Origin of the sequence: Stenotrophomonas sp. BR163 (assembly GCF_047520985.2) — a bacterium.
In the GTDB taxonomy this organism is placed as follows: Bacteria; Pseudomonadota; Gammaproteobacteria; order Xanthomonadales; family Xanthomonadaceae; genus Stenotrophomonas; species Stenotrophomonas sepilia.
Genome location: NZ_JAXBRE020000010.1, coordinates 21,217 through 36,780 on the forward strand (window position 1 = coordinate 21,217; position 15,564 = coordinate 36,780).

The 15,564-nt window shown below is 67.5% G+C and carries 16 protein-coding genes; 1 reads left to right on the forward strand and 15 read right to left on the reverse strand.

Annotated elements, in window-relative coordinates; all coding sequences use genetic code 11:
- Positions 1–38: 38 nt before the first annotated feature.
- Positions 39–2,147 carry a flagellar biosynthesis protein FlhA gene (gene flhA / locus ACM0PY_RS10395; protein ID WP_414609430.1) on the reverse strand — a complete coding sequence of 703 codons (2,109 nt, stop codon included), beginning with the start codon at positions 2,145–2,147 and terminating at the stop codon, positions 39–41.
- On the reverse strand, positions 2,144–3,274 hold the full coding sequence (gene flhB / locus ACM0PY_RS10400) for a flagellar biosynthesis protein FlhB (RefSeq protein WP_180886202.1): 1,131 nt from the start codon (positions 3,272–3,274) through the stop codon (positions 2,144–2,146). The genes flhA and flhB overlap by 4 nt, the downstream gene beginning before the upstream one ends.
- A gap of 196 nt (positions 3,275–3,470) precedes the next feature.
- On the opposite strand from flhB, the gene ACM0PY_RS10405 reads away from it, so the two are divergent.
- Positions 3,471–3,890, forward strand: coding sequence for a hypothetical protein (locus tag ACM0PY_RS10405; RefSeq protein WP_235643019.1), 420 nt, complete (start codon positions 3,471–3,473; stop codon positions 3,888–3,890).
- Between the two features lie 292 nt (positions 3,891–4,182).
- Here ACM0PY_RS10405 and ACM0PY_RS10410 read toward each other — a convergent pair whose 3' ends face one another.
- The 13 genes from ACM0PY_RS10410 to fliG all read right to left on the reverse strand — a co-directional run bounded on the left by ACM0PY_RS10410 (position 4,183) and on the right by fliG (position 15,558).
- Positions 4,183–6,318: a putative bifunctional diguanylate cyclase/phosphodiesterase gene (locus ACM0PY_RS10410; RefSeq protein WP_414609429.1), complete on the reverse strand. Its 2,136-nt coding sequence runs from the start codon at positions 6,316–6,318 to the stop codon at positions 4,183–4,185.
- 278 nt (positions 6,319–6,596) lie between these two features.
- On the reverse strand, positions 6,597–7,388 hold the full coding sequence (fliR, locus tag ACM0PY_RS10415) for a flagellar biosynthetic protein FliR (RefSeq protein ID WP_049412889.1): 792 nt from the start codon (positions 7,386–7,388) through the stop codon (positions 6,597–6,599).
- Positions 7,389–7,401: 13 nt separating this feature from the next.
- On the reverse strand, positions 7,402–7,671 hold the full coding sequence (locus tag ACM0PY_RS10420; RefSeq protein WP_005413254.1) for a flagellar biosynthetic protein FliQ: 270 nt from the start codon (positions 7,669–7,671) through the stop codon (positions 7,402–7,404).
- A 59-nt stretch (positions 7,672–7,730) separates the two neighbouring features.
- Positions 7,731–8,510: a flagellar type III secretion system pore protein FliP gene (gene fliP / locus ACM0PY_RS10425; RefSeq protein WP_134972542.1), complete on the reverse strand. Its 780-nt coding sequence runs from the start codon at positions 8,508–8,510 to the stop codon at positions 7,731–7,733.
- A 1-nt stretch (position 8,511) separates the two neighbouring features.
- Positions 8,512–8,910, reverse strand: a complete 399-nt coding sequence (gene fliO, locus ACM0PY_RS10430; RefSeq protein WP_176556944.1) for a flagellar biosynthetic protein FliO — start codon at positions 8,908–8,910, stop codon at positions 8,512–8,514.
- A gap of 17 nt (positions 8,911–8,927) precedes the next feature.
- Positions 8,928–9,263, reverse strand: coding sequence for a flagellar motor switch protein FliN (gene fliN / locus ACM0PY_RS10435; protein WP_005409543.1), 336 nt, complete (start codon positions 9,261–9,263; stop codon positions 8,928–8,930).
- Positions 9,260–10,264 (reverse strand): flagellar motor switch protein FliM, encoded by a 1,005-nt coding sequence (fliM, locus tag ACM0PY_RS10440; protein WP_005416434.1) that lies wholly within the window; start codon positions 10,262–10,264, stop codon positions 9,260–9,262. The genes fliN and fliM overlap by 4 nt, the downstream gene beginning before the upstream one ends.
- Positions 10,265–10,274: 10 nt before the next feature.
- Positions 10,275–10,790, reverse strand: coding sequence for a flagellar basal body-associated FliL family protein (locus ACM0PY_RS10445; RefSeq protein ID WP_134972673.1), 516 nt, complete (start codon positions 10,788–10,790; stop codon positions 10,275–10,277).
- 127 nt (positions 10,791–10,917) lie between these two features.
- The gene (locus tag ACM0PY_RS10450) at positions 10,918–12,081 is read right to left on the reverse strand and encodes a flagellar hook-length control protein FliK (protein WP_180886206.1); all 1,164 of its coding nucleotides are present in this window, start codon (positions 12,079–12,081) and stop codon (positions 10,918–10,920) included.
- Positions 12,081–12,548, reverse strand: coding sequence for a flagellar export protein FliJ (gene fliJ, locus ACM0PY_RS10455; RefSeq protein ID WP_005416437.1), 468 nt, complete (start codon positions 12,546–12,548; stop codon positions 12,081–12,083). Before fliJ ends, ACM0PY_RS10450 begins: the two co-directional genes overlap by 1 nt.
- A 3-nt stretch (positions 12,549–12,551) precedes the next feature.
- Positions 12,552–13,937: a FliI/YscN family ATPase gene (locus tag ACM0PY_RS10460; protein WP_065178546.1), complete on the reverse strand. Its 1,386-nt coding sequence runs from the start codon at positions 13,935–13,937 to the stop codon at positions 12,552–12,554.
- Positions 13,934–14,575, reverse strand: a complete 642-nt coding sequence (locus tag ACM0PY_RS10465; protein ID WP_061478714.1) for a FliH/SctL family protein — start codon at positions 14,573–14,575, stop codon at positions 13,934–13,936. Before ACM0PY_RS10465 ends, ACM0PY_RS10460 begins: the two co-directional genes overlap by 4 nt.
- On the reverse strand, positions 14,572–15,558 hold the full coding sequence (fliG, locus tag ACM0PY_RS10470; RefSeq protein WP_024958226.1) for a flagellar motor switch protein FliG: 987 nt from the start codon (positions 15,556–15,558) through the stop codon (positions 14,572–14,574). The genes ACM0PY_RS10465 and fliG overlap by 4 nt, the downstream gene beginning before the upstream one ends.
- Positions 15,559–15,564: the final 6 nt, after the last annotated feature.

The following is a 15,564-nucleotide window of genomic DNA, read 5'->3' on the forward strand; positions in this document are numbered from 1 at the left end:
AAAGTGGTGTCTGTTTTCTGGCGCATCGGCGGGCGGCGTCAGCTGATCGTTCCGACCAGCTTCAGGCGCTTGTCCTCCGGCACCTCGCTGTAGGCCAGGACCGACAGCGACGGAACGCTGTGGCGGACCAGGCGGGCCAGCGCGGCGCGCACCGGGCCAGGTACCAGCACGACCGCGGGCTCGTTGCGGGCTTCCTGCTTGCTGACACATTCGGCCAGGCTCTGGTGCAGTCGCTCAGCGAGTCCGGGTTCCAGCGCGGCGCCGTTGCCCTGCGTGGACTCCTGCAAGACACGTTCCAATTGCGGGTTGAGGGTGAACACCGGCAGCTCCGCCGACATTCCGGCGATCTCCTGCACGATGAAGCGGCCCAGTGCGGTGCGCACCGCGGCGGTCAGCACGGCCGGGTCCTGGCTGCTGGGCGCATGTTCGACCAGTGCCTCGGCGATCTTGCGCAGCTGGCGGATCGGAATGCGCTCGACCAGCAGGTTCTGCAGCACGCGCACCACCGCCGACAGCGGCAGCGCCTTCGGCGTCAGATCTTCGACGAGCTTGGGTGCGCTCTTGGCCAGGTTGGCCAGCAGGTGCTGCACTTCCTCATGGCCGAGCAGCTCGGGTGCGTGTTCGCGGATCAGGTGCGACAGATGGGTGGCGACCACGGTGGCCGGGTCGACCACCGTGTAGCCCAGCGTTTCGGCCTGGGCGCGCTGATGCGGCTGGATCCAGGTGGCATCCAGGCCGAACGCGGGATCCTTGCCGGCAATGCCCTCCAGTGCGCCGAGCGCGCTGCCCGGATCCAGGGCCAGCTCGCGGTCGGGGTGGATCTCGGCGGTGGCCACCGGCACGCCATGCACCAGCACGCGGTAGCCGTTGGCCGGCAGTTCCAGGTTGTCGCGGATGTGCACCGAGGGAATCAGGAAGCCGACATCCTGGGTCAGCTTGCGGCGCACGCCCTTGATGCGCGCCATCAGTTCACCGCCCTGGTTGCTGTCCACCAGCGGGATCAGCCGGTAGCCGACCTCAAGGCCCAGTGGATCGACCGGGCGCAGCTCGTCCCAGCTCAGTTCGGCGGTCGGTGCCGCGGCGGCCGGGCGGCCGAGTGCATTGAGCGCGGCGGCATCGGTGCCACTGCCTGTCGCATCGGCAGCCGGTGCCTTGGTCTTGCGATACAGCTTCCAGGCGATGAAGCCAAGGATCGCGGCCAGCGTCAGGAAAGCGACGTTGGGCATGCCCGGCACCAGGCCGACCACGCCGATGATGCCGGCGGTGATCGCCAGCGCGCGGTACTGGCCGAACACCTGGCCGGTCATGGCCTGGGCCATGTCCTGCGAACGCGAGGCGCGGGTGACCAGCATGGCCACGGCGCTGGAGACCAGCAGTGCCGGCAGCTGCGCCACCAGGCCGTCACCGATGGAGAGCAGGGTGTAGGTGGCAGCGGCGTCGCCGAACGGCATGCCATGCTGCAGCACGCCCACGGCCAGGCCGCCGAGCATGTTGATGAACAGGATCAGGATGCCGGCGATGGCGTCGCCGCGGATGAACTTGCTGGCACCGTCCATTGCACCGTAGAAGTCGGCTTCCTCGCGGACTTCTTCGCGGCGCAGCTTGGCTTCTTCACGCGTCAGCAAACCGGCGTTGAGGTCGGCGTCGATCGCCATCTGCTTGCCGGGCATCGCGTCGAGGATGAAGCGCGCGGTCACTTCCGAGACGCGGCCGGCGCCCTTGGTGATGACCACGAAATTGATGATGGTCAGGATCGCGAACACCACGATGCCGACCGCGTAGTTGCCGCCGATCACGAATTCGCCGAAGGCGGCGATGACCTTGCCCGCGGCATCGTGGCCGTTCTGGCCGTTGAGCAGGATCACGCGGGTGGAGGCCACGTTCAGCGCCAGCCGCAGCATGGTGGTGATCAGCAGCACGATCGGGAAGATGGTGAAGTCCAGCGGGCGCTTCACGTAGACCACCGCCAGCAGCACCATCAGCGAGATGGCAATGTTGAAGGTGAACAGCGCATCGAGCACCGGCGCGGCCAGCGGCACCACGACCATGGCCAGCAGGGCCAGCACGATCAGCGGCGCGCCAAGACCCTGGCGGATCATTTCCAGGGCGCGGCGGGTGTTGAAGCCGGTGGAGGGCTGGGCGCTCACGGGCGGCCTCCCTTGCCGAATTCATCCACCTGGATGTGCGGGGCGTCCGGCATCGGGCCAGTGCGCCACGCGCGCAGCTGGTAGACGTAGGACAGGACCTGGGCGACGGCCGAATACAGTCTCACGGGGATTTCCTTTCCGAGTTGGCCCTCCCGATACAAGGCGCGTGCCAAAGGTGGGGCAGAGACGATCGCGACCTTGTTGCCGTCGGCCACTTCACGGATGCGCAGGGCGGTCTCGTCCACGCCCAGGGCGACCACGGTGGGGGCGTTCATGGCGCCGCCCTCGTACTTCAGGGCCACCGCGTAGTGGGTGGGGTTGACCACCACCACGTCGGCGGTGGGTACCGCTTCCATCATCCGGCGGTTGGCCATCTGCTGCTGCAGCTGGCGGATGCGGCCCTTGACCTCGGGGCTGCCCTCGCTTTCCTTCATTTCCCGGCGCAGCTCTTCCCGGGTCATCTTCAGCTTGCGCGTCCAGTTCCAGCGCTGGTACGGCGCGTCGATGGCGGCCAGCACCAGCATCGCGCCGGCGGTGGCCAGCAGCAGGCGCAGGGTGAAGCCGAGGCCGTCGGTGATGGCCGTCTCCAGCGGGTGGTGGATCAGGCCGCGCAGGGTGTCGAAGCCGGACCACACCACCATCCCGGCAGCGACACCGACGAAGGCCACGCGCAGCAGCGATTTGGTGAACTCGGCGATGGCTTCCGGGCCATACAGGCGCTTGAACCCGCTCATCGGGTTCATGCGGTTGATGTCTGGCAGCAACGCCTTCTGCGACCAGCGCAGGCCGCCCATCACCAGCGGGGCGACGAAGCTGGCCAGCAGGCAGACCAGCACCAGCGGTGCGATCACCAGCATGAACTGCAGCAGCAGATCACCGAAGTGGCCGAACAGTGCCTTCGGGTTCTGCCGCAGGCTCTGCTCGGGGCTGAGCGCCTGCTTCATCCAGGCGCTGGCGCCGCGTCCGATCGAGCCGCTCATGGCCATCACCGCCAGCACGCCGGCGCCGAACACGGCGGCCGTGCCCAGTTCGCGCGAGCGCGGCAGGTTGCCCTGTTCACGAGCGTCACGCAGGCGTTTTTCGGTGGGTTGTTCGGTCTTTTCGCCGGCGGATTCGTTCTCGGACATCACGGGCACTGCGGCAGGGGTTGCCGGAGGGCGTGCAAGAACCGTGCCGCTGTCCGTCAGCCGCGAACGGCAGCACTGTGTGTCTGCTCCTGCTCATTCTGGCGTTCGCAGTGCTGTATGCGCTGCCGCGCTATCGCATCCAGAGGGCGAGGAAGATCGTTCAACTGCTGCTGTACAGGGGGCAGCTAGCAGCTACATGAGGCATGATGCCAAGACACGCAGAGAGAAGGGCGGTGCTGAATGGGTTGCAGGATGGGATATCGCAGCAATGAGCTTTGACATAGTCGTTTTGAAGCTGGAAGACCTCGGTGAAGAAGACCTCTCCAATGTCGAGGCTGTGCAGGACATCGGATGTCCCCAGGCCATAATCGCATCATTGGAGTTGGTGTTCCCCGGATGTGTCCAAGGTGCATTCTCGGATGGTGAGCGCTACTCGCTCGAGTCCGCTCTGAACGGAGACCCGGTGAGCTCCATACACCTTACTCTTCGATTCGGTCGAGCATGGTCTGAGGCAGCCAATTCTGAGTTCATGGCCCTGCTTTCAACACTTTGCCAGCGGTTGCAGTCAGTCGCGTTTGCCGTCTCCGACAACTCGAGGATTACCCCTCCCTGCTGAAGCGGACGATCTTGCTCGCGACAACGGCATGGGAGGCCAGGGTTCGTTGAGCATCGGGTGACTGGCAGGAGGAAGCATCCCCAAGATGAAGCTGGATGGCTTGCCGGCACGTCAGCGTTCGACCTGGCCGCTCCAGGGATGACGCAAATGGCAACGTCGACGTTACCGTGAATTTCGTATTCCTGCAGAAGAGTCCAGAACTCTTGCAGACAACCAACGCACCCTCCGACCATCAGGTCGGTGCGCCGAGCGCATCTCAGCAGGCCATCACCTGTTGCATCGCCAGGTGGATTCAGCGTCCCCCACCTTCGGGCGCTTTGAAGCCGGTGCTCAGCTCGATCCGCGGCCGCGGCAGGTCGTGCAGCTGCATGAAGCGCGCCGCGTCGACCGGGCGGCCGAGCAGGTAGCCCTGCAGGTAGTCGCAGCCCAGGCGCTCCAGGTAGGCGCGCTGGGCGGTGGTTTCCACGCCTTCGGCGACGATGTCCATGTCCAGCGCATGGCCCAGCGCCACGATCGCCGAGACGATCACCACGTCCTCTGCACTGTGTTCCAGGTCGCGCACGAACGCATGGTCGATCTTGATCTCGGTGGCCGGCAGCCGCTTCAGGTACAGCAGGCTGGAATAGCCGGTTCCGAAATCATCGATGGAGATGCCCACGCCCAGCGCCGACAGGGCCTGCAGCAGGCGAAGGCTGGTATCGGTATCGCGCATGACCGTGCTTTCGGTGATTTCCAGCACCAGGTGGCGCGGAGCGATGTTGTGGCGTTCGATCACCGCGCGCACATCCTGCAGCAGGTGCGGCGAACTGAACTGCACCGGCGACAGGTTCACCGACATCGACCAGCCTTCGTGACCGGCATCGTGCCAGCGCCGCAGTTGCAGGCAGGCCTGGTCCAGCGCCCAGCGCCCGATCTCGTTGATCGCGCCGCTGCGCTCGGCCAGGCGGATGAACCGATCGGGCGGAATCAGGCCATGCTCCGGATGGTGCCAGCGGATCAACGCTTCGGCACCGGCCACCTTCTGCGTGGCCACGCGGATCTTGGGCTGGTAGTGCAGGAACAGCTGCTCGCTGCCAATGGCCCGGCGCAGGTCGGCCAGCAGCCGGAACTGTTGTTCGGCGCTGTCATTCATCCAGTCGGCGAACAGCACGAAGGCGTTGCGTCCGGATTCCTTGGCCTGGTACATCGCCGCGTCGGCGAAGGCCATCAACTGGCGCTCGCTGGCAGCGTGGTCGGGGCAGATCGCCACGCCGATGCTGGCAGTCACCTGCAGTTCGTTGTCCGGCAGCAACGGGCCGCTGCCCACCGCCTGCAGGATGCGCCGGGCGAGGGTGGGCAGGTCCTCGTCGTGCTCGATGCGCACCACCAGCACGAATTCGTCGCCGCCCAGACGGGCCAGCATATCGTTGGGCCGGAGCAGCTGGCGGGTACGCTCGGCCACCGCCACCAGCAGTGCGTCGCCGGCCTGATGGCCGTGGGCATCATTGACCTGCTTGAATCCGTCCAGGTCCATGAACATTACCGCAAATCGGCTGCCGCCCTGTTCGGCTTCTGCCAGCGCCTGCACGATGCGCCGCTGCAGCAGCAGGCGGTTCGGCAGGCGGGTCAGCGGGTCGTGCAGCGCGGCCTGGGTCAGTTCCTGCTGGGCATCGGTCAACGAGGTGCTCAGCATCGAGTTGCGCAGCCGCAGCAGCTGCGCCTCCACCCGCTGGTCCAGCCACGAGACCACCAGCACCACCGCCAGGATCGCAACCGTCAGCACCACCACCAGCATCGCCAGCCACTCGCTCTGCAGGCCATCGCCGACCGCCGCGCCGCAGATGCTGCCTTCCGGGAAACGCGCGGCGGCCATGCCGGTGTAGTGCATGCCGACGATGGCCAGGCCGAGCAGGCCCGCGGCTGCCAACCGGTCACCGACGCGGGTGCGCTGCGCGCGCAGGCGGAACGCAACGTAGAGCGCGGTCCACGACGCGGCCACCGCCACCACCAGGGAGAGCAGCAGCCAGCCCGGGTCGTAGTCGATCCCGGGCTGCATGCGCATCGCTGCCATGCCGACGTAGTGCATGCCGGCAATGCCGGTGCCCATCAGCAGGGCACCGCCGGCCAATCGCGGATGGGGCAAGGTGCGCAGCGAGACCAGCCACAGTGCGAACACCGACGAGGCGATCGCCAGGGCCAGCGAGAGCAGGGTGATGGGCAGGTCGTAGCCCAGTGCAATGGGCAGATCGAACGCCAGCATGCCGATGAAGTGCATCGACCAGATGCCCAGGCCCATGGCGAATCCGCCCCCCAGGCGCCACCACCAGGCGGCTGCCCGGCCCGGGGCGGTGACCGTGCGCCCGGCCATGGCCAGCGCTGTGTACGACGCCATCACGGCGACCAGCAGTGAGATCGCCACCAGCCACGGGTTGTACGTGCCTACCAGCATTCGTCAGTCTCCCGGACCTGCCTGTCGACGGAAACCACGGTGGGGCATGCATGAGGCAGGCCAACGCGAACGGGCGTCGGCCAGGTGCGGCATCCCCCCGGTTGCCGCGCATTCACTCTAACGCGCAGACCCGGGGGGACTTCAAGCGGCAATCCGTGAAATTGCGCCCCTGTAGAGCCGAGCCCATGCTCGGCTGCCACTCCTGCCGAAGGCAGCCGAGCATGGGCTCGGCTCTACAGAAACAAATGCATGGCAAGCAGTAGAACGTGACGACCGGGTCAGCGTGTGACCGCGTCCGCGGCCTGGAAGGCGGCGTCGAACAGGCGCTGTACCGGCGGCCCCATTTCCCCGGCCAGCAGCGCCAGGAGGAACAGGCCCAGCAGCAGCGAGACCGGCAGGCCCAGCTGGATCGGGTTCAGCGCAGGCGCGGCACGCGCCAGGACACCGAAGGCCAGATTCACCGCCAACATCGCCACGGTCAGCGGGATGGCCAGGCTCAGCGCGCCGCGCAGCACGGTCAGCAGGAAGGTCGGGGCGATGCTGAAGAAGGCATGGGGATCCGGCAGCGGGGCGCCAATCGGCAGCGCGCGATAGCTGTCCACCAGCAGCGAGATCAAAGCCAGGTGGCCGTTGGCGGTGAAGAACAGCAGCCCGAACAGCAGGTAGAACCACTGTCCGATCACGCCGGAGGTACCACCGCGCAGCGGATCGCTCATCTGCGCGAAGGCCAGGCCGGTGCCCTGCGCGATCAGTTCGCCGGCCATCGCGCCGGCTTCGAACACCAACCGCAGCATGAAGCCGATGGACACGCCGATGGCCAGTTCACGGGCAATGGTCAGCACCGTAGCCGCGTCGAAGCCGGTCCAGTCCGGTACCGGGGGGAGCAGCGGGGCCAGTGCGATGGCCAGGGTGCCGGCCAGCACCACGCGCACCCGCGATGGCACCGCACGCGTGCCGACCATGGGCATGGCCATGGCCACTGCGCCGATGCGCAGCATGGTCCACAGCACCGTGCCGATCATGCCGAAGGCCTGCAGGCCGTCGGCCGCCATCTGTGTCGCGGCGTCCATCGAAGCGCGTGCCCTAGCCGATCAGGTGTGGGATGCGCTGGAACAGCAGCGTGGTGAATTCAACCAGGTGGCCGATCAGCAGGCTGCCCAGCGCGAACAGCACTGCGGTCAGCGCTGCCGCCTTGGCGACGAAGGCGATGGTCGGTTCGTTGAGCTGGGTCGCGGCCTGCACGACACCGACCACCACGCCCACCACCAGTACGGTGAGCAGCAGCGGGCCGGCCACCCACAATACGGTGATCAGGCCGCCACGCAGTTCAGTCAGGGCAAGTTCGGGAGACATTCGGGTTCCATCTGCTCATGTAGAGTCGAGCCCTGCTCGACTGCGCGTTACGGGGGATATCAGGCCGGATTGAAGCTCGCCGCCAACGTACCCACGGTCAGCACCCAGCCATCAACCAGCACGAACAGCAGGATCTTGAAGGGCGCCGAGACCAGCATCGGCGACAGCATCATCATGCCCATCGACATCAGCACGCTGGCAACGACCAGGTCGATGATCACGAACGGGATGAAGATCAGGAATCCGATCTCGAAGGCGGTCTTCAGTTCACTGGTGACGAACGAAGCGACCAGCACCGGGAACGGGATCGCGTCGGGGCTGGCGTAGGTGCCATGCCCGGCGATGCCGGCAAAGGTCATCAGGTCGGTCTCGCGGATCTGCGCCAGCATGAAGCCGCGCAGTGGCTGCGTGGTCAGCGTCCATGCGGTCTGGAAGTCGATGTCGCCGTTGAGGTAGGGCGCCATGCCCGTGCTCCACGCCTTGTCCCAGGTCGGCATCATCACCATTGCGGTGAGGAACAGGGCCAGGCCCAGCAGCACCTGGTTGGACGGCGTCTGGCCGGTGCCCAGCGCCTGGCGCAGCAGGCCCAGCACGATGATGATGCGGGTGAACGAGGTCAGCACCAGCAGCATCGACGGGATCAGGGTGATCGCGGTCATCAGCAGCAGGGTCTGCAGCGGCAGGCTGACCGGCTGGCCGCCGATCTTGCCGACGTTGACGTCCGGCAGCGGGGTGGCCGGAGCGCCGGGCGCGGCGAACGCCAGTGCCGGCAACAGGCACAGGGCAAGCAACAGCAGCCACGGCATCAGGGTGGCGGGACGGGTACGGGGGACACGCATGTCAGGGATCCTTGCGCAGCCGCTGCTGCAGCAGCTGGGCGAAATTCGGCAGATTCTTGAAGTCCGGCACGCGCACCGGCGCCGGTGGCGGCAGCGGTTCGGGCAGGGTGTGCAGGGTGTTGATGCCGCCGGCGGTGACGCCCAGCAGCAGCTGCTGGCCGTTGACCTCCACCACGACCACGCGTTCCTTGGCACCGACACTCAGGCTGGCCACCACCTTCATGCCTTCGGCCGGGCGGAAGCCGCTGCCGGGCATGCGCTTGAGCAGCCAGCCCAGGCCGATCACCAGTGCCAGTACCGCCAGCAGCGCCAGCACCGCACCGAACAGGCTGGGTGCGGCGGCCGCATGCTGGCCGACCTGCGGGCCGACCGGCGCGGCGGCCTTGCCGACCGCCAGCAGGGTGGAGGCCAGCAGGCTCAACGCAGTCTCCGGATACGCTCGCTGGGGCTGACCACGTCGGTAAGGCGCACGCCGAAGCGGTCATTGATCACTACTACTTCGCCGTGGGCGATCAGGGTGCCGTTGACGAACACGTCCAGCGATTCGCCAGCACCGCGCTCCAGTTCCACCACCGACCCCTGGTTGAGCTGCAGCAGGTTGCGGATCGGCAGGCGGGCACGACCGACTTCCAGTGACAGGGTCACCGGCACATCGAGGATCACGTCCAGGTTCAGGTCCGGACCATTCGCCTCATCGGCCTGCAGGCTGCTGAACTGGGCCGGGGTCGGTTCGAGGGCGTCGATATCGTTCATTGCGGGTCTTCCTGGATGACGGGTACGCGCGGGCGGGTGCCCGGCGGATGGGTAGCGGTGATCTTCACGGCGTTCATGCCGTTGGCGATGCCGAACTCGCCGGTGAACACGGGGATGTTCTCCACGCACAGCGGCACCTGCGGGCTCAGCTCGATCGGCAGGATGTCGCCGACCTTCAACTGGGTCAGGTCGCGCAGGGTCATGCGCTTGCTGGCCAGCACGCTGGACAGGGTGACTTCGGCGACGTTGAGCTGCTCACGCAGGGTCTTGCCCCAGCTCTCGTCGCGGTCGTTGCGGTCGCTCTGGATGCCGGCGTCGAGCAGTTCGCGGATCGGTTCCAGCATCGAGTAGGGCAGGGTGACGTGGATGTCGCCGCCGCCACCGTCGAGCTCGACGTGCAGGCGGCACACCACCACGTACTCGCGCGGGGTCACGATGTTGGCGAAATGCGGGTTGATCTCCGAGTTGATGTACTCGAAGTCGACATCCATCACCGGTGCCCACGCTTCGCGCAGATCGGCGAAGGTCTGCTTCAACAGCAGATGGATCACCCGCATTTCAGTAGCTGTGAACTCGCGGCCCTCGATGCGGGTGGGGTAGCGCCCGTCGCCGCCGAAGAAATTGTCGACGATGGCGAACACCAGGGTCGGCTCGAACACGATCAGGCCGGTGCCGCGCAGCGGCTTGAAGCGGATCAGGTTCAGGTTGGTCGGTACATACAGCGAGTGCATGTAGTCGTTGAACTTGATCAGCTCGATGCCGCGCACCGACAGTTCGGCCGAGCGGCGGATCAGGTTGAACAGGCCGATCCGCCACAGGCGCGCGAAGCGCTCATGGACCATTTCCAGGGTCGGCATGCGACCACGGATGATGCGGTCCTGGCTGGCGAAGTCGTACGAGCGCGCTTCGCCTGACGGGGGTTCCGCATCGGTCTCGACCGCGCCACTGTCCACGCCGTGGAGCAGGGCATCGATCTCGTCCTGGGACAGCAGATCATTCATCGGTGGGCCCTTACTGGGTCACGAAGCTGGTGAACAGCAGATCGTCGGCGCCGTTGCTGCCGGTCTCGGCCTTGAGCACCTTCTGCACCTCGGCCAATGAGGCGGCCTGCAGCTTCTGCTTGCCGCCGACATCGGCGATCTGGTCCGGGCTGACCTGCGAGAACAGCATCAGCAGGCGCGCACGGATGGCCGGGGCATGGGTCTTGATCGCTTCCAGCGCGGCCGGGTCGCGGGTCATCAGCTGGACCTCCAGCTGCAGGTAGCGCGGGCCGTCGACCGGGCCATTGAGGTTGACCACGAAGGCCGGCTCCAGCGCGAAGTACTGTGCCGGGGCTGGGGTCGCGCTCTTCTTCGGCGCCTGTGCGGTCTTCTCTTCGTGCTTGGACTGGGTGAAGAACCACACGCCGCCACCGGCAGCAGCGGCGGCCAATACGGCGACCAGCGCGGTGATCAGGATCGGACTACGCGGCTTGGCGGCCTTGTCCTTCTCTGCGGTCTTCTTGGTTTTGTCGGCGGCTGCGGCCACGGGTGAAGCTCCTGAGGGTTGCTTCACCGGGATATGCAAGGGGCGTGCCGAAGGCCGGGCAGCGGGATGCGACGGAATTCCGTCGGATACCTGTGCCGGTAGGTGCCAACCTTGGTCGGCACGCCTGTCAGGCGTAAGCGTCCAGCAGTCCGCGCTGGCGGATCAACTGCGCCGACGACACGCTGGCGTCGCCCGGCGTCGGTTCTCCGTCGCCGATGATGCCGCTGCCACCGGGCTGGCCCGGCGCATTGCCGCCACCGCCCGGTGCCTGGTGGCCGACATCGGCGTGGGCCAGCTGGAAGCCCTGTTCGCCCAGCAGCTCGCGCAGGCGCGGCAGGCTGTTTTCCAGCGCTTGCCGAACGTCCACGTGCGGGCTGCTGAAGCTGGCATGCACCTTGTCGCCGTTCAACTGCAGGCGCACGTCGACCGGACCCAGGTCGTCCGGGCTCAGGCGGATGTGGGCGTGGCCGATCTTCTGGTCGGCCAGCCAGCCCAGGCGTGCGCCGATGGCCTGGTCGAAGCCATCGTCACCCAGCACGGGCTTCGGCGTCGGTTCGCCATTGAAGATCGCGTTGCCGGTGGCGAGCGCCGCCTTGAGGTCCTGTACGGCGGCCGCTGGCGGTGCGTGCAGCAGGGGTACGCTGGTGCGGTCGCCAAGTGCAGCCACGTCGCTGCCTTCGCCACGCTCGGCGCGCTTGCCGCGCAGGATCATCTCCGGCAGTGGCAGCGCCGTGGCATCGTCCGCGCTGGTCGCCGCCGGTTTGCCGTCGGCCGCCACTGGGGCTGCCGCTGCCGGCGCGGCTGCAGGCAGTGTCGCGTTCGTGGCGGGGGCAGCAGCAGGCAGCGCGCTACCGTCGCTGGCCAGCGCCGGTGCAGCGGTGGTCGGCAGCGCAGCGGCCGGATCGGCAGGCATCGGCATCGCCAGCACCAGGCCGGCCAGGCCGGGCGGTGGCCACGGGGCGTCCTCGGTCGCGGCGGGCTTGTCCTTTTCGGTGCCGGGTCCAGCCGGGGTCACGGCAACGGTCGGCAGCGACGGCGTTTCAGCAGTTGCCGCTTCGGCGTCCGCGGTGCGTTCACCCGGTGCCTGGCCATTGCTGTCGGCGGTCGATGGTTGGCTCGGCGTGGATGGCATCGGTGTCGTGGCGCTGCCGGTTGGCGTGGGTGCAGACGGTGCGCCGCCCTGCAGCAGCTGGCTGAAGTCCTTTCCGCCTTCGCTGCGCGAGGCGCGTGCGGCACTGTTGCTGGTGGCGGGCGTGGCCGTGTTGGCGCTGCTGGCGAGCGGGGCGGGCATCACGAGCGGCCTCCCTGCTCGGCGCCGTCCTGGTCTTCGGCCTGCACCAGGCGTGCACGCCGTGCGCCAATGTCGTCCATCTCGCGCTGGTCGCGGCGGTCGGTCACCACCTTCTCCTGCGCCCGGTAGCTGGCGGCCAGCTGCTCCAGCACCGCCTTGTCACGGCTGGCCAGGATCAGGCGTGCGCGCTCGGCCTCCACTTTCTCGCGGTTGCCATTGACCGTGGCCTGCTGCTGCTCGACCGCGCTGTCCAGTCGATCGAGGAAGGCGCGGCGGTTGAGCAACTGTGCCGGGCTGGTCGCCGCCATCTGTGCGTTGGCGTACTCCTCGGCATAGCGGCGCAGTTCGTCCAGTCGCGACAGATGGGTGTCGAGCACGCGCTGGCGTTCGGCCAGGTCGCGGGCGACCGCGTCCTCATGTTCCTGGGCCCGCTTGAGCAGGGGATCGATGCGCTTGGACTGGTTCATGGCTTAACTCTCTTGTTCCACCAGGCGCTGCAGCGCCGCCTGGCTGTGCGGGAGATCTGCGGCCTTGGCAACGTCCTGGCCGAGGAACTCCATGATTTCCGGCCAGCGTTCCAGGGCTTCGTCGGTGGCCGCGTCGTTGCCGCGCTGGTAAGCACCGATCGCGATCAGGTCCCGGTTGGCCGAGTAGGCCGAGACCAGTCGCTTCAACTTGCGGATGCGCAGGCGCCACGGTTCGTCGGCGATTTCCGTGACCACGCGGCTGACCGACGACTCGACGTCGATGGCCGGGTACAAGCCGCTGTCGGCCACGCGGCGCGAGAGCAGGATGTGGCCGTCGAGGATCGCGCGCGCTGCATCGGCAATCGGATCCTGCGGATCATCGCCTTCGGTCAGCACCGTGTAGAACGCGGTGATCGAGCCACGTCCCTTGGCGCCGTTGCCGGCGCGTTCGACCAGTGCCGGCAGCTTGGCGAACACCGACGGTGGGTAACCGCGGGTGGTCGGCGGCTCGCCGACCGACAGGCCGATCTCGCGCTGCGCCTGGGCGAAGCGGGTCAGTGAGTCCATCAGCAGCAGCACGTTCAGGCCCTGGTCGCGGAACCATTCGGCGATGGCGGTGGCACGGTAGGCGCCGTGCAGGCGCGCCAGTGGCGGTCGGTCGGCGGGGCTGGCCACCACCACGGCGCGGCGCAGGCCTTCTTCGCCCAGCGTGGTCTCGACGAAATCGCGCACTTCGCGGCCGCGTTCACCGATCAGGCCGACCACGATCACGTCGGCGGCGGTGTAGCGGGTCATCATGCCCAGCAGCGTCGACTTGCCGACGCCGGATCCGGCGAACAGGCCGACGCGCTGGCCGCGGCCGATCGGCAGCAGCGCGTTGATCGCGCGCACGCCCACGTCCAGCGGCTGGGTGATCGGTTCACGCGCCAGCGGATTGATCGACACGCCGGCCATGCCAACATGGCCTTCGGCGCGGATCGGGCCCTTGCCATCCAGCGGCACGCCGTCGCTGTCGATGACGCGGCCGAGCAGGCCTTCGCCCACTTCCACGCCGCCCCGGCGCGCCGATGGCACCACCCGGGCATTGGGCAGCAGGCCATGCAGTTCGGCGCTGGGCATCAGGTAGGTGCGCTCGCCGGCAAAGCCGACCACTTCTGCATCGACCCAGCCACCGTCGACCACTTCCACCTTGCAGCTGGCACCCAGCGGCGCTTCGCAGCCGACCGCTTCCAGGGTGAGCCCGACCGCACGGCGCAACACGCCCTCGCGGATCAGGCCGCGACCATGCGCGGTGTCCACGCGCAGGCCATCCAGGCGCCGCGCCAGGCGCAGGTTGCGGGCCACGGCCCAGTCGGCCGGCGGCGGAGTGGTTTGTGGTCCGGCACTCATGCCGTCGCTCCGGTCTGGCGGATCACCGCATCCAGCGCACCGCGCAGGCGGGCTTCCAGGGTGCCGTCGATGCGCACGGCTTCGGCGTGCACGCGCAGGTCGCCACGGCTGAGGCTGGTATCCGGTACCAGGCGCTGCGTCGGCGAAAGATTCAACAGCGGGGCGAGGGCAGCGATGTCATCCGGATGCAGCCGCACTTCCACCTCGCGGGTGCTGCCGCCCACGGCGTCGATCGCTTCGCCGACCAGCTGCGCCAGCAGTGCCGGCTCGGCTTCGTAGGCGCGGCCGACCAGTGCGCCGGCAATGCGCACCGCCAGTTCGCCGAGCGCACCGACCACTTCGTTCTCCAGCCGCACCAGCGGCCGGCTGAAGTTGTCGAGGATGCCTTCGATCTGCGCGGCGAGGCGACGTACTTCGGCCTGGCCCTGGCCGTAGCCGTCGGCATGGCCCTGTTCGAACCCTTCCTTCTCGGCGCTGTCCTGGATCGCCTGGATCTCTTCAAGGGTCGGCAGCTGCAGCGGCGGCTCCGGTTCGTGCTCCGGATCCGGCTCGGTGAGTGCGAAAGCATCCTCCTGCTCCAGCACCGGTTCGGGCTGGGCCAGCAGGTCCGGGGCAAGCCAGCGCACGACGTTGCTCACAGCATGGCCTCCGCGCTGCCACCGATGGTGACGGTGCCTTCATCGGCCATGCGCTTGACGATGGCCAGGATCTCGCGCTGCGCGCCTTCCACGTCGGACAGGCGCACCGGACCGCGGGCCTCCATGTCTTCGAGCAGGATTTCGGCCGCGCGCTGCGACATGTTGCGGGTGATCTTGTCGCGCACCTTGATGTCGGCACCGCGCAGGGCCAGGCCCAGGCGCTCGCCGCTCACCTCGCGCAGCACCAGCTGCATCTCGCGGTCGTCCAGGTCGACCAGGTCGTCGAACACGAACATCAGGTCCTGGATGCGGTTGCTCAACGGCGCATCGATGCGCGCGATTTCGCCCAGGATCGCCTGGTCCTGGCCACTGTCCATGAAGTTCAGGATGTTGGCTGCGCACTGCACGCCGCCGATGTTGGACGACTTCAGGTTCTGGTTGCCGGCGAACTGGCGCTCCATGATCTCGTTGAGTTCATTGAGCGCGTTCGGCGGAATACCGTCGAGGGTGGCGATGCGCAGCAGCACATCCACGCGGGTACGGTCCGGCAGCAGCTTCAGCGCGTCGGCGGCCTGGTCGGTTTCCAGGTGCGCCATCACGATGGCGATGATCTGCGGGTGCTCGTTGCGCACCAGGTCGGCCACTGCACGCGGGTCCATCCACTTCAGCGCGTCCAGGCCGGTGGTGTTGCGGCCGAGCAGGATGCGGTCGATCAGGTTGCCGGCCTTCTCGCTGCCCAGCGCCTGCACCAGCATGTTGCGGATATAGTCGTCAGAGCCGACGCCCAGCGAGGTCTTCGAGCCCAGTTCCTGGCCGAACTGGTCCATCACCCGTTCCACCTGCTCGCGGGTGATGTCGGTCATGGTGGCCATGGCGATGCCGATCTTCTGCACCTCCTTGGGTTCCATGTGGCGCAGCACTTCGGCCGCATCCAGCTCACCCAGCGAAAGCAGCAGCACGGCCGCGCGCTGTACTCCGGTCAGTTGTGC